Source organism: Pseudonocardia halophobica, from assembly GCF_050948485.1.
Lineage (GTDB): Bacteria > Actinomycetota > Actinomycetes > Mycobacteriales > Pseudonocardiaceae > Pseudonocardia > Pseudonocardia halophobica.
Window position 1 is genome coordinate 4,512,619 of record NZ_CP192046.1, and the last position, 13,113, is coordinate 4,525,731.

At 74.4% G+C, this 13,113-nt stretch carries 11 protein-coding genes; 5 read left to right on the forward strand and 6 right to left on the reverse strand.

Translation table 11 applies throughout. The annotated features are described in order from the left end of the window. Positions 1-294: 294 nt before the first annotated feature. The 5 genes from ACQP04_RS21410 to xylA all read left to right on the forward strand — a co-directional run bounded on the left by ACQP04_RS21410 (position 295) and on the right by xylA (position 6,277). Positions 295-1,404 (forward strand): ABC transporter substrate-binding protein, encoded by a 1,110-nt coding sequence (locus ACQP04_RS21410; RefSeq protein WP_433502336.1) that lies wholly within the window; start codon positions 295-297, stop codon positions 1,402-1,404. A 67-nt stretch (positions 1,405-1,471) separates the two neighbouring features. After that, positions 1,472-2,473: an isopenicillin N synthase family dioxygenase gene (locus tag ACQP04_RS21415; protein ID WP_433502337.1), complete on the forward strand. Its 1,002-nt coding sequence runs from the start codon at positions 1,472-1,474 to the stop codon at positions 2,471-2,473. Between the two features lie 103 nt (positions 2,474-2,576). Next, a complete protein-coding gene (locus ACQP04_RS21420) occupies positions 2,577-3,467 on the forward strand; it encodes an acyl-CoA thioesterase (RefSeq protein ID WP_433502338.1) in 891 nt (296 codons plus the stop codon). Positions 3,468-3,516: 49 nt separating this feature from the next. Then, positions 3,517-4,746: an ROK family transcriptional regulator gene (locus ACQP04_RS21425; protein ID WP_433502339.1), complete on the forward strand. Its 1,230-nt coding sequence runs from the start codon at positions 3,517-3,519 to the stop codon at positions 4,744-4,746. Between the two features lie 340 nt (positions 4,747-5,086). Next, on the forward strand, positions 5,087-6,277 hold the full coding sequence (xylA, locus tag ACQP04_RS21430) for a xylose isomerase (RefSeq protein ID WP_433502340.1): 1,191 nt from the start codon (positions 5,087-5,089) through the stop codon (positions 6,275-6,277). A gap of 3 nt (positions 6,278-6,280) precedes the next feature. On the opposite strand, the gene eda is transcribed toward xylA, so the two are convergent. The 6 genes from eda to manD all read right to left on the reverse strand — a co-directional run bounded on the left by eda (position 6,281) and on the right by manD (position 13,033). Further along, positions 6,281-6,910: a bifunctional 4-hydroxy-2-oxoglutarate aldolase/2-dehydro-3-deoxy-phosphogluconate aldolase gene (eda, locus tag ACQP04_RS21435; RefSeq protein WP_433502341.1), complete on the reverse strand. Its 630-nt coding sequence runs from the start codon at positions 6,908-6,910 to the stop codon at positions 6,281-6,283. 22 nt (positions 6,911-6,932) lie between these two features. Then, on the reverse strand, positions 6,933-7,904 hold the full coding sequence (locus tag ACQP04_RS21440) for a sugar kinase (RefSeq protein ID WP_433502342.1): 972 nt from the start codon (positions 7,902-7,904) through the stop codon (positions 6,933-6,935). After that, positions 7,901-8,917 carry an L-idonate 5-dehydrogenase gene (locus ACQP04_RS21445; RefSeq protein WP_433502343.1) on the reverse strand — a complete coding sequence of 339 codons (1,017 nt, stop codon included), beginning with the start codon at positions 8,915-8,917 and terminating at the stop codon, positions 7,901-7,903. The genes ACQP04_RS21440 and ACQP04_RS21445 overlap by 4 nt, the downstream gene beginning before the upstream one ends. Continuing rightward, positions 8,914-10,290, reverse strand: a complete 1,377-nt coding sequence (locus ACQP04_RS21450) for an MFS transporter (protein ID WP_433502344.1) — start codon at positions 10,288-10,290, stop codon at positions 8,914-8,916. Before ACQP04_RS21450 ends, ACQP04_RS21445 begins: the two co-directional genes overlap by 4 nt. Before the next feature lie 68 nt (positions 10,291-10,358). Continuing rightward, entirely contained in the window at positions 10,359-11,828 is a 1,470-nt protein-coding gene (locus ACQP04_RS21455; RefSeq protein WP_433502345.1) for a mannitol dehydrogenase family protein, read from the reverse strand. Further along, on the reverse strand, positions 11,825-13,033 hold the full coding sequence (gene manD, locus ACQP04_RS21460) for a D-mannonate dehydratase ManD (RefSeq protein ID WP_433502346.1): 1,209 nt from the start codon (positions 13,031-13,033) through the stop codon (positions 11,825-11,827). The genes ACQP04_RS21455 and manD overlap by 4 nt, the downstream gene beginning before the upstream one ends. Positions 13,034-13,113: the final 80 nt, after the last annotated feature.

The following is a 13,113-nucleotide window of genomic DNA, read 5'->3' on the forward strand; positions in this document are numbered from 1 at the left end:
CGGTCCGGACCTTCCCCGGCACCGCGATCAGCCTGCTGAGCTGGGGCGACGTCGAGCGCATCACTCGCGCAGCCGCCGATCAGGGGGCAGGGGTCGCGACCCCGGAGCCGGCCCGGCCGCCCGCTCGTACGGACGTCGCCGTCCCCTCCCCCTCGACCCGGACCCGCTCCCCGGGCCCGAGCACCGCCATTTCCGTGAACGCGCGGAAATGGGTCCGTCCCCTTTTCCCGACGACGCCGGAATGATTGTCCGCGCGTCGGCCGGGCGTTCCCGCCGCGAGATGTTGGAGCCCCCATGTCCCTGTCCCCCACCCGCTGGGCGCGCCTGCCGCTCGCCCTCGTGGCGCTGGCGACCGCCCTCGTCCTCGCCGCGTGCGGCGGCGGCTCCGGCGGTGCGGCCGCGTCGAGCTCCGGGCCCGCCGGCGACCACAGCCTCACCGTGCAGCTGTCCTGGTTCAGCAACGCGCAGAACGGCGGCTGGACCGCCGCACAGACCCAGGGCTACCTGGCCGACGCCGGCCTCTCCGACGTCACGATCCTCCCCGGCGGCCCCAACGTCTCCGGCATCCAGCTGCTGGCCTCCGGCCGCGCCGACATCGCGGTGACCACCGCCGAGTCCTACCTGCAGGCCAAGGCACAGGGCCTGCCGATCACCGCGGTCTACAACGAGTTCGACACTCCGCCGACCGGCGTGCTGGTCAAGCAGTCCACCGGCTGGACGAAGTGGAGCGACCTCGCCGGCAGGTCCTGGACCGTCGCCCCGATCAGCCTCGGCTGGCAGTGGGTGCAGCGCAGCCAGAACATCCAGTTCCCGACGCAGAACTTCAACGGCACCTACGCGGCGTTCTTCGCCTCGCCCGACGGCGTGGTCCAGGGCTACCCGACCAACACGGTCTACGAGGCCCGCAAGCAGAACATCGACGTCAACTACTTCAGCTACGCCTCGGCCGGCTTCAACCCCTACGGCCAGATCCTCGCGGTGACCGAGGACTACGCGAAGAACCACGGCGACACGCTGAAGCGGGCGCTGGGCGCGCTGTCGAAGGGCTGGACGGCCTACCTCACGGACGTCGACGCGGCCACCAAGGCCAACGACCAGATGCTCGAGGACAACAACCAGCTCGCCGCCGACACCAACTGGTTCACCTGGGCCGGGCAGCGCCCGTTCGTGATCGGCGGCCGGGGCGGCAAGCAGATGGGCGCCATGGGCGACGAGCGCTGGACCACCACCATCGACCAGATGAAGCAGATGGGCGCGCTGCCCGCCGACTGGAACCCGAGCGGCCCACTGTACGACAACTCGTTCCTGTCGAGCGAGGTCATGCCCCAGCTCGACGCGCTGCCCGACGCCCCGGCCGGCTCCTTCCAGGGCGCCGCACCGGCGATCACGGCCCCGACCAGCTGACCGCCCCATCCCGGGGCGGCCCGCCCGGCGACGAGCCGGGCGGGCCGCTCCGTCCCACGGAGGAACCATGACCCGGTCCGCCGAGCTCGGCGCACGCACCGTCGAGACCAGCGCCCTGCCCGTCGTCGACATCTCCGGCCTGCGCACGGACGACCCCGGGGCGCGCGCTGCCGTCGGCCGCGCGCTGCGCGCGGCCTGCGTCGACAAGGGCTTCTTCTACGTCTCCGGGCACGGCATCGAGCCTGCGCTGCTCGAGGCCGCGTTCGATGAGGCCCGCACCTTCTTCGCGCTGCCCGCGGCGGAGAAGCGGCGGGTCGCGATGACGAAGGACAACTACGGCCGCGGCCACGAGGACGTCTGCGGCCAGACCCTCGAGGCCGGCGCGCCGCCGGACCTCAAGGAGGGCTATTACCTGGGCCGTGAGGCGCGCTCCGACGGCACCGTGCCCGAGGGCGACGCCGGTGTGGGCTTCGGCCCCAACCTGTGGCCCGCGCGCCCGGAGTTCCGCGAGATCCTCACGGAGTACCACCGCCGGATGACCGAGGTCGCGACGCTGTTGATGGACGGCCTCGCGCTCTCGCTCGACCTGCCCGAGGACTGGTTCCGCGACTTCTGCGCCGAGCCGACCCCGACGCTGCGGATCCTGCACTACCCGCCGCAGCCGCCGAACCCGCGGCCGGGCGAGAAGGGCGCGGCGCACACCGACTGGGGCGGCATCACCCTGCTCGCCCAGGACGAGAACGGCGGCCTGCAGGTCCTCGACGAGAACGAGGGCTGGATCCACGCCGCCCCGATCCCGGGCACGTTCGTCGTCAATCTCGGCGATCTCATGGCGCGCTGGACCGACGACCTCTACCGCTCCACGCTGCACCGGGTCGTCAACACGTCCGGGGCCGAGCGCTACTCGATGCCGTTCTTCTTCTCCGGCCGCCCGGACGCCGAGGTCATCACCATCCCGACCTGCCGCCGTCCCGGGCAGCCGGACCGCTACCCACCGACGACCCCCGCGCAGCACACGCGGGAGCGCCAGCGGGAGACGTACGAGCTGAACATGCTGAACATGCTGTGAGGTGGGCGGTGTGGGATGGGCGCGAGGTGCGCGCTGTGAGGTGGGGCTGTGAGCTGGGCCACGGAAGATCCGCCGGAGTGCCGCGGGAACGCAGACTCCGTTCGTGACCGAGCTCGAGATCGCGCCTGGAGCGACGGCCGTCGGGACCCTGCTGGACGTCCACCCCAGCGGGCCGGACCGCTACGAAGCTGCCGGCCAGGAGGGGCTGGTCGAGCGGGGGTTCGGCGGCGTCGTCGTCGGCCGGGCGCTGCGGGCCGCCGGGTCGACCGTGGGGCCCGGCCGTTCGGTCCACTCGATCCACGGCCACTTCCTGCGCCCCGCCGACGCCGCCGCGGCCACCCGCTTCCAGGTCACGCCCGTGCGCGATGGGGCCACCGTCAGCCTCCGGCAGGTCGTCGCCGAGCAGCACGGCAAGGAGATCTTCCTGCTCACCGCCTCGTTCGAGGTACCGCAGGAGGGCTGGGCGCACCAGGTGCCCCGGCTGACCACCGACGTGACCGATCCGGCGGACCTCCCGACGCCCGTGGAGCAGGTCGCCGGGGCCGACGAGACCGTGCGCAGCTGGTGGACGCGGCTCGACCGGCTGCACCCGGTCGACCTCCGGTTCGAGGGCGAGCTGCCGCGCAGCGCCGCCCACCGGGGCGAGGCGGCACCGCCCCACCACCGCTTCTGGGTGCGCACCCGCGAGCCCCTCCCCGCCGACCCGCTGTTCCACCACTGCGTGGTCGCCTACGCGTCGGACATGATGCTGCTCTCCACCGCGCTGGCCCCGCACGCGACCATGTTCGGAGCCCCGGACGTCACCGCGGCCAGCCTCGACCACGCCGTGTGGTTCCACGGCGCAGTCCGCGCCGACGACTGGCTCTGCTACGAGCAGGACAGCAGCTGGGCGGCGGACGGCCGGGCGCTGTGCCATGGGCGTTTCTTCGATCGGTCGGGCCGGCTCGTCGCCACCGTGGCGCAGGAGGCGATCGTCCGGCGTCGCGCAGGCTGACCCGGGCAGGGCGACCCCGCGCCGCGGCACGACAGGGCAGGATGCGCCCATGACCGACCGTCCGGCCGTCGCCCCCGCGATGCGGCACCGCAGCATGCGGGACCACAACCTGGGCGTGGTGCTGGGCGAGGTGGCGCGGCGGGGCACGGTCAGCCGCGCCGGGCTGGCGGTGGCGACCGGGCTGACCAAGTCCACGGTGTCGTCGCTGGTCGGCGAGCTGGTCGCGGCGCGGCTGCTGGTGGCCGAGGGCCGCACGGGCGAGGGCGAGCGGGGCCGCCCGGGCATCGGGCTGGCGCTCGACGGCGGGCACGTGGCCGGGCTCGGGTGCGAGATCGGGGCGCGCCGGCTCGCCGTGGCGGTCGTCGACCTCCGCGGCCGCACACGGGTACGGCTGGAGCAGGTGGGCACCAACCGGCGCTCGCCCACCGCTGTGTTCGACGAGCTGGCGGCGCTGGCCGCCGAGGCCGAGCGGCGGGCGACTGCGCAGGAGCTCACGCTCGTCGGCGCCGGGCTCGCGATCCCCGGCCTGCTCGACCACTCTGCCGCCGGCCACGGCCGCTGCGTCGTCGCCGCGCCGAACCTGGGCTGGCGGGACGTGCCGCTCGACCCGTACCTCGCCGACCTCCCGCCGCGGACCGGCTTGCCGGTGGCGGTGGACAACGAGGCCAATCTGGCCGCGCTGGGCGAGCTCCGGCTCGGCGCCGGGAGCGGGCACCCGTCGTTCCTCGTGGTCACGGGCGAGGTGGGCATCGGCGCCGGGTTGGTCGTCGGGTCCGGGTTGTACTCGGGCGCCGACGGCTTCGCCGGCGAGCTGGGGCACGTGGTGGTGGCGCCCGGCGGCGCACCCTGCGCCTGCGGGGGCCGGGGCTGCCTGGAGACGGTCGCGGGGCTGCCCGCCCTGCTCCGCGCCGCCGGCCTCGACCCCGACGGCGGTCTCACGCCGCTGCTCGACGCCCTGGACCTCCCCGCGGGCGACCCGGCCGGCGACGCCGCGCGGGCGGCGGTCGACGAGGGCGCCGCCGGCCTCGCCCTGGCCCTGACTGCCGCGGTGCACCTGCTCGCGCCCGGCCTGATCGTGCTCGGCGGGACGCTCGCCGCCCTCGGCCCGGTCCTGGTCCCGCGGCTCGACGCCGCCCTCGCCGCGCAGGTCGGGGCACTGCGCGGTACCGCTCCCCCGGTCACGACCTCCGCCCTCGGCCCCGACGCAGCCGTCCTCGGCGCCGCCCTGGGCGTCGTCGACGCGGTCCTCGCCGACCCGGTCCGGATCATGCCCGCCTGACTTGCGCATCCCGCCGCGCTCGTCGGTCTGCGGGTGATCGAAGCGAGCGTGACGGTGTGGTCGTGCCGACGAGCCTCCCGTCCCACTCGTCGTGATCTTCACCGGGGTGACGCGGTGCGGTCGGCGCGAGGGTGACCGTGCGGTCGTGTCGGCGACCGAGGTGTCACGCTCGGCTCGATCTTCGGTGCAGCGTGTCCTCACCTCCCACCGGTCAGCCCCGCAGCGCGACTCGCGGGAGCACAGAGCGCGACTCACCGACGCTCGACCCCCTTGCCCGGCCTCCACCACAGGTCTAACGTCCTCCTTTAGTTCGTGATCTGGACTAATGAAGGAGCGCCCGATGACCGCACCGACGCCGTCGCAGGCCGACCGCTTCTCCTTCGGCCTCTGGACGGTCGGCTGGCAGGGCCGGGACCCCTTCGGCGAGGCCACCCGCCCCGCGCTCGACGTCGTCGAGGCGGTGGAGCGGCTGGCCGCGCTCGGCGCGTGGGGCCTGACCTTCCACGACGACGACCTGCTCGGCTTCGGGCCCGACGCCGGCACCCGCGACAAGCAGGTCACGCGGCTGCGCGAGGCGCTCGACGCCACCGGCATGACCGTCCCGATGATCACGACGAACCTGTTCACCCACCCCGTGTTCAAGGACGGCGGGTTCACGAGCAACGACCGGTCGGTGCGCCGGTTCGCGCTGCGCAAGGTGCTCCGCAACATCGAGCTCGCCGCCGAGCTGGGCGCGCGGACCTTCGTGCTGTGGGGCGGGCGCGAGGGCTCGGAGTACGACTCGGCGAAGGACGTCGCGGCGGCGCTCGACCGCTACCGCGAGGCGATGGACCTGCTCTGCGGGTTCGTCCTCGACCGCGCCTACGACATCCGGTTCGCGCTCGAGCCCAAGCCCAACGAGCCCCGCGGCGACATCCTGCTCCCGACCGTCGGGCACGCGCTGGCCTTCATCGAGAAGCTCGCGCACCCCGAGCTGGTCGGCGTGAACCCCGAGGTCGGCCACGAGCAGATGGCCGGGCTGAACTACGTCCACGGCATCGCGCAGGCGATGTGGGCGGGCAAGCTCTTCCACCTCGACCTCAACGGCCAGCGCGGGATCAAGTACGACCAGGACCTCGTGTTCGGCCACGGCGACCTGCTCAACGCCTTCGCGCTGGTCGACCTGCTCGAGCACGGCGGCCCTGGCGGCGGCCCGGCCTACGACGGCCCGCGGCACTTCGACTACAAGCCCTCGCGCACCGAGAGCTACACGGGTGTCTGGGACTCGGCCGCCGCCAACATGCGGGCGTACCTGCTGCTCAAGGAACGGGCCGCAGCCTTCCGCGCCGACCCCGAGGTACAGGAGGCCCTCGCCACCGCGGGCGTCCCCGAGCTGTCCACACCGACCCTCGCGCCCGGCGAGGGCTACGCCGAGCTCCTGGCCGACCGCTCGTCGTTCGAGGACTTCGACGCCGAGGCGGCCGGGCAGCGCGGGTACGGGTTCGTCCGGCTGCACCAGCTCGCCGTCGAGCATCTCATGGGCGCCCGGTAGGGGTCAGCCGACCGGCACCGCACCTCGTGCCCGTCCCAGCGCGTCGGCGGCGCGGGCGGTGACCTCGTCCCACCGGCCGGCGGCGAGCAGCTCCGGGTCGACCATCCAGCTGCCGCTGACGGCCGGGACGCACGGCAGCGCGAGGTAGTCCCCCATGTTCTCCGGCTTCACCCCGCCGGAGGGCAGGAAGGTCATCCCCGGGAAGGGCGCGGCCAGTGCGCGGATCCCGGCCACGCCGCCGAGCAGGTTCGCCGGGAAGAACTTCACCTCGGTGAGCCCGCGCTCGGTGGCGACCATGAGATCCGACGCGCCGGACACCCCGGGCAGGGCCGCCACGTCGAGCTCGACGGCCCGGTCGAGCACGGACACGGACAGCCCGGGGCTCACGACGAACCGGGCCCCGGCCTCGACGACCTGGTCGACGTGCCGCGGGACCACGACCGATCCGGCCCCGACGTGCAGCTCCGGCAGCGCGCGCAGGGCGCGGATGCCGGCGAGGCCGGCCGCGGTCCGCAAGGTGATCTCGACGACGTCGACGCCCCCGGCGAGCAGGGCCTCGCCGAGCGGCAGCGCCTGCGCCGGGTCGTCGAGCACGACGACCGGGAGGACCGGGCAGCGGACGGGCAGGGTCACGGGTGCACTCCTGGAGTGGTGATCAACGGACGACGTCGGCGTGCGGATCGGCCTGCAGGGCCGCGAGGTCGGCGCGGGTGGGCAGCCCCTCCCAGTCCCCCGGGACCAGGCAGACCGCGCCGCCCGCGGCGTTGCCGAGCGCGAGGGCGGCCTCGACGGGCCGGTCCGCGACGAGCTCGGCGAGGTAGCCGGCGACGAACGCGTCGCCGGCACCGACGGCGTCGACCACCTCGACCGGCCGGGTCGGGGCGTGGACGGCGGTGCCGCCGTCGTGCGCGACGGCACCGAGCGCGCCGAGCTTCACCACCGCGGTGGCGGGCCCGAGCTTGGCGAGGCGGGCGGCGAGATCGGCGCCCCCCTCGGCGTCGACCGGCACCGGGTCCAGGCCCAGGACCAGCGCCGCCTCCTCCGGCCCGGCGAGCACCAGGTCGCAGGCGGGGATCAGGTTCCCCAGGGCCGCGCGGGCCTCGGTGTCGGACCAGAGCGTGCGGCGGTGGTTGACGTCGAGCGAGACGAGCACGCCCGCCTCCCGCGCGATCTCGACGGCGCGGGCGACGGCGGCGCGGGGACCGGGTCCGAGGGCCGGAGTGATGCCGGTCAGGTGCAGCACCCGGGCCGCGGCGATCTCGTCCGCGACCGCGTCGACGTGCGCGGGTGCCAGCCGCGCGGCGGCGCTGCCGGCGCGGTAGTACCGCACCCGGTGCGGCCGCCCGCCCCGCAGCTCCTTGAGCATCATCCCGGTCGGGGCGTCCGGGTCGGTGTCGGCGAGGACCCGGACTCCCTCGGCGCGGATCTCGCGCACCACGGCGCGGCCCAGGTCGTCGTCGCCGACCCGGGAGACCCAGGTGGCGTCGACGCCGAGCCGGGCCAGCCCGATGGCGACGTTCGACTCCGCCCCGCCGATGCCGACGGTCAGGGCGGAGCCGGCGACCAGCCGGCCCCGCGGGCTCAGCAGGGCCATCGTCTCGCCGAGGGTCACCACACGCGGGCTCACGACAGCTCCAGCATGACCTTGCTGCTCCCGGGCGCGGCGGCGACCGCGAGGGCGTCGGCGGCGGCGTCGATCGGGAACCGGTGGCTGATCACGGGGGTGACGTCCAGGCCCGCGGCCAGGGCGGCGAGCGCGTCGGAGATCTCCTCGACGAACCGGTACGAGCCGATCCAGGTGATCTCACGGGTGACCAGATCGCCGAGCGCGGCGGAGACCGCTGCCCCCGGCAGGTTGCCGACCTGCACGAGCGTGCCGCCGCGGGCGGTCGCGCGGAGCACGGGGCCCAGCGCGGCGGGCGCGCCGGAGGCCTCGAAGACGATCTCGACGTCGTCGGGCAGGGACGCCGCGGAGACGTCGACGGTCTCGTCCGCGCCCATCGCGCAGGCCACGTCGAGGGACACCTCCGCGATGTCCGAGGCGACCACGGTGGCCGCCCCGGCGTGCTTGGCCGCGGCCACGACCAGCGAGCCGATCGGACCGGCACCGTTGACCAGCACGGTGCGTCCGCGCAGGTCGCCGGCCCGGAACACGGCGTGCATCGCCACCGCGAGGGGCTCGGCGAGGGCGCCGGACAGGGTGTCGACGCCCGTGGGCAGGGCCCGCAGCTGCTCGGCGCGGACCGCGCGGAGGCCGCTGAAGCCGCCGTCGGTGTGCGGGTCGAAGGCCGCCGACCCGAAGTACCGGACGTGCGGGTACAGGTTGGTGCGCCCGGCGATCCGGTCCGGCAGGTGCCCGTCGCCGACGAGCTCGGCGGGGTGGACGGTGACCGGGGTGCCGACCTCGGGGCCGGTCGCCCCCGGCCCCAGCGCGGCGACCCGGCCGGCCACCTCGTGCCCGAGCACCAGCGGGTGCGTCAGCGAGGCGGTGCCGGACGCGCCGTTCTTCCAGTAGGCCACGTCGGAGCCGCAGATGCCGCCCCACTCCATGGCGACCAGGACCTCGCCGGGCCCGGCGACGGGCTCGGGGCGCTCGTCGACCCGCAGGTCGCCGGCCCCGTGGACGACGACCGACTTCACGCCGCGTCCTCCAGCTTCACCAGGTCGCGCCCGCGGGTCTCCGGGGAGAGCAGGGTCGAGACGAGGGTGATCGCCGAGTAGACGACCAGCATCGCGGCGATCGGCCACCAGCTGCCGGTGAGCGCGGTCAGCGAGGCCGCGAGGACCGGGCCGATCGCGGTGGCGAGGATGCCGCCGATCTCCTTGGCCAGCGCGAGCTGGGTGAAGCGGGTGCGGGCGCCGAACAGCTCCGCCATCGTGACGCTCTCCATCGAGAACAGCCCGAGCACGCCGATGTTCAGGGCGATGATCATGCCCAGCGTGATCGCGACGGCGCTCCCGCTGGTGATCAGCAGCATCGCCGGGAAGGCGACGAGCATCGTCGCGACCGTCAGGCCGATGTAGACGGGGCGCCGGCCGACCTTGTCGCCGAGCAGGCCGACGAGCGGCACGGTGGCGAAGCCGAGCAGCGAGCCGTAGACGATCGCGTCGGTCGGGATCGAGCGGTCGACGAGCAGGGTGGTGGCGAGGTAGCCGACCAGGAAGGTCTGCACCAGCCCGGAGTTGCCGGCCTGGCCGAAGCGCAGCCCGAGGGCGAGGAAGAACGCCTTGCCCTTGCGCTGCTTGAGTCCCGCCTCCAGCACACCCTCGGACGCGGCCTCCTCCTTCGAGAGCGCGACGCCGTCGACGACGTCCGCCCGCTCCTCGAAGACCGGGCTCTCCTTGAGGTTCCGGCGCAGCCACACCGCGAAGATCATCAGGGCGAAGCTGAGCAGGAACGGGATCCGCCAACCCCACTCGACCAGCTGCTCCTCGGAGAGCACCGCGAGCAGGATCGCCCAGATGCCGGACGCCGCGAGCGTGCCGGAGTTGGTGCCCAGCGAGACCAGCGACGAGATCAGGCCGCGGCGCTTCGCGGGGGCGTACTCGGCCAGCATCACCGTGGCGCCCGCGATCTCCGCGCCGGCGCCGAAGCCCTGCAGCAGCCGCAGCGCGACGAGCAGGATCGGGGCGAGGATGCCGATGGTCGCGTAGGTCGGCAGGGCGCCGATCAGCGTGGTCGACACACCCATCAGCAGGATGGTGATGAACAGGACCTTCTTGCGGCCCAGCCGGTCGCCCATCCGTCCGAAGTAGATGGCGCCGGCGAGCCGCGCGACGTACCCGACGCCGTAGGTCGCCATCGCCGCGATCAGGCCGATCGCCGGGCTGACGTCCGGGAAGAAGACCGTGTTGAAGACGATGGCGGCCGCCAGCGAGTAGAGCTGGAAGTCCATGAACTCCATCGCGGTGCCCAGCCATCCGGACACGGCGGCCTTGGTGAGGTCGCGCGTCGTGCGGGTGACCACGCCCGGGGGCTCCGTCCTGGTGCTGTCGGTCGTGCTGTCCGTCATCGTGAACTCCGTTGCTCAGTGACCGCTGGGTGGGGGGTGTCGCTCGCGGGGGTCCTGTCGAGCTCTGCTCAGAGCTCGACGCGCCCCGCGGAGAGGGCGGGAAGGTGGGCGGCAACGGCGGTGACCAGGCCGTCCGTCGCCGCCAGGTCGGGGGCGCCGATCGCGTCGAGCAGTCGCCGGACGGTCGCCACGGCGTCGGCGTGGCCCTCCCGGTCGCGCCAGCAGGCGGCGAGGGCGTCGGCGGCCGGGTCGGTGGTGCCGAAGAGCTGGCCCTGCGGGCCCGGCCGGGTGGCGTGCACCCAGCCGGCCAGGGCGAGCTCCAGCACCGGGCTCTGTCCGATTCCCCGGGGTCGCTCCCGCAGGACCGGGAGCCAGCGCTCCGGGACCTTGTGCGAGCCGTCCGAGCCGATCTGCCGCAGCAGGTGCCGGATCCCCGGGTTGCCGAAGCGCTCGACCAGGTCCGCCGCGTACGCGGACGGGTCCGGCCCGTCGGCGGGCAGGGTCGGCGCGACCTCGGCGGCCAGGGTCCGGACGAGGGTCTCGCCCCAGCCCGTCGCCATGGCGTCGGCGATCGTCGTGGCCCCGGCCGCGAGGCCGAGATAGGCCAGCGCGGAGTGGGCCCCGTTGAGCAGCCGCAGCTTGGTGAGCTGGAAGGGCGCGACGTCCGGCACGACCAGGGCGCCGTCGCGTTCCCACGACGGGCGCGCGCCGGCGAACCGGTCCTCGAGCACCCACTGCCGGTAGGGCTCGCCGACGACCGGCAGCGCGTCGACGACGCCGAGCGAGGCGGCGGCGGCCTCGCGGTCCGCGTCCGTGGTGGCCGGCACGATCCGGTCGACGATCGTCGACGGGAAGGTGACGGCCGCGGCCAGCAGCTCGAGGACGCGGTCGCGGTCCGGCCAGCTCGACGCCTCGACGAAGCCCCGGACCACCGCCGCCAGGGCGGTGCCGTTGGCGGACATGTTGTCGCAGGACACCATGCTGATCGGCGCGGCGCCGGCCCGCATCCGGGCGGCCAGGCCGGCGGCGAGCCGGCCGACGACCGTCCGCGCCCCGTCCGGGCCCGCGGCGAGGTCCGCCGCGATCGCCGGGTCGGCGGTGTCGAGCGTGCCGTCCGGGCGCCGGTGGTGGCCCTTCTCCGTGATCGTCAGCGTGACGACGGAGACGTCCGGCTCGGCGAGCAGCGCGTCGACGCGCGCGGCGTCGGGGCCGAGGGCGAGGGCCTCGACCACCGAGCCGACGACGAAGGTCCGGCTGCCGGCGGCGCCGCGCTCGGTCACCGAGTACAGGCAGTCCTGCGCCCGCAACGCCGCCGCGGTGTCCGCGGACCGGGGCGCGACGACCGCGATCCCCCACGGCTCGCCGGCGGCGGCCGCGGCGCGCTCGGTGTAGACGGCCTGGTGGGCGCGGTGGAAGGCGCCCAGACCGAGGTGCAGGACCCGCGGCCGCAGCGCGCCGGGCTCGACGAGCGGGCGGGCGTCGGCGGCGATCCGGGCGAGGGTGTCGCGGCCCAGGCCGGCACGCAGCAGCGTGCTCACCAGTCGTGCACCGAGCCGTCGAGCCGGCGGGCGACCGGCAGGTAGCGGGCCTCGTACGGGTAGCGCTCGGCGGCCTTCTCGTCGTACTCGACGCCGAGGCCGGGCACCTCGGTCGGGTGCAGCATGCCGGCGGCGAGGGTGGGGCCGCCGCGGAAGACCTCGAGGGTCTCGTCGGCGTGCCCCATGTACTCCTGGATGCCGAAGTTCGGCACGGCGACGTCGAGGTGCACCGCCGCGGCCATGCTCACCGGCGAGAGGTCGGTGGCGCCGTGCGACCCGGTGCGGACCCCGTACAGCGCGGCGAGGTCGAAGATCCGGCGCAGGTGCGTGAGGCCGCCCGCGTGCACGACGGTGGTCCGGACGTAGTCGATCAGCTGCTCGGTGATCAGGGTCTGGACGTCCCAGATCGAGTTCAGCACCTCGCCGGTGGCGATCGGGGTGGTCGTGTGCTGCCGGATGAGCCGGAACGCCTCCTGGTTCTCGGCGGGCGTCGGGTCCTCCATCCAGAACAGCCGGCAGGGCTCGACGGCCTTGCCGAACCGGGCCGCCTCGAGGGGCGTGAGCCGGTGGTGGACGTCGTGGAGCAGGTGGAAGCCGAAGCCGAAGCGCTCGCGGACGGCCTCGAGGTAGGTGGGCGCGAAGTTCAGGTACGCCTCGGTGTCCCACGGCTGCTCGTCGGGCAGCGCGGTGGCCGCGGGCTCGTAGAGCTTGCCCTTGCGGACGCCGTAGGTGCCGCCGACCTCGGGCACGGCGGCTTGGGCGCGGATGGCCTTGTAGCCCACCGACAGGAAGCGCTCGACGTCGTCGAGCAGCTCGGCCGTGTCCCGGCCGCTGGCGTGCGAGTAGACCAGGACGCCGTCCCGGGAGCGGCCGCCCAGCAGCTGGTAGACGGGCAGGCTCGCGACCTTGCCCTTGACGTCCCACAGCGCGGTGTCGACGGCGGAGATCGCGGTCATGGTGACCGGGCCGCGGCGCCAGTAGGCCCCCTTGTAGAGGTACTGCCACATGTCCTCGATGCGCGCCGGGTCCTTGCCGATGAGCAGGGGGACCAGGTGGTCGCGCAGATAGCTCGCGACGGCGAGCTCGCGGCCGTTCAGCGTCGCGTCCCCGAGGCCGACGGCCCCGTCGGACGTCGTGATCCGCAGCGTCACGAACGTCCGGCCCGGGGAGGCGACGAACACCTCGGCCCGCTCGATCTTGCTCACCAGGTCCCACTCCTTCGGACGATCCGGTCCGCGCGCACCACCCGGCAGGACTGGTCGCGCAGTACTTGTATACAAGCATC

Coding starts and splice junctions, on each gene's coding strand:
- ACQP04_RS21410 (WP_433502336.1), top strand. CDS start 295: ATGTCCCTGTCCCCCACCCGCTGGGCGCGCCTGCCGCTCGCCCTCGTG.
- ACQP04_RS21415 (WP_433502337.1), top strand. CDS start 1,472: ATGACCCGGTCCGCCGAGCTCGGCGCACGCACCGTCGAGACCAGCGCC.
- ACQP04_RS21425 (WP_433502339.1), top strand. CDS start 3,517: ATGACCGACCGTCCGGCCGTCGCCCCCGCGATGCGGCACCGCAGCATG.
- xylA (WP_433502340.1), top strand. CDS start 5,087: ATGACCGCACCGACGCCGTCGCAGGCCGACCGCTTCTCCTTCGGCCTC.
- ACQP04_RS21450 (WP_433502344.1), bottom strand. CDS start 10,290: ATGACGGACAGCACGACCGACAGCACCAGGACGGAGCCCCCGGGCGTG.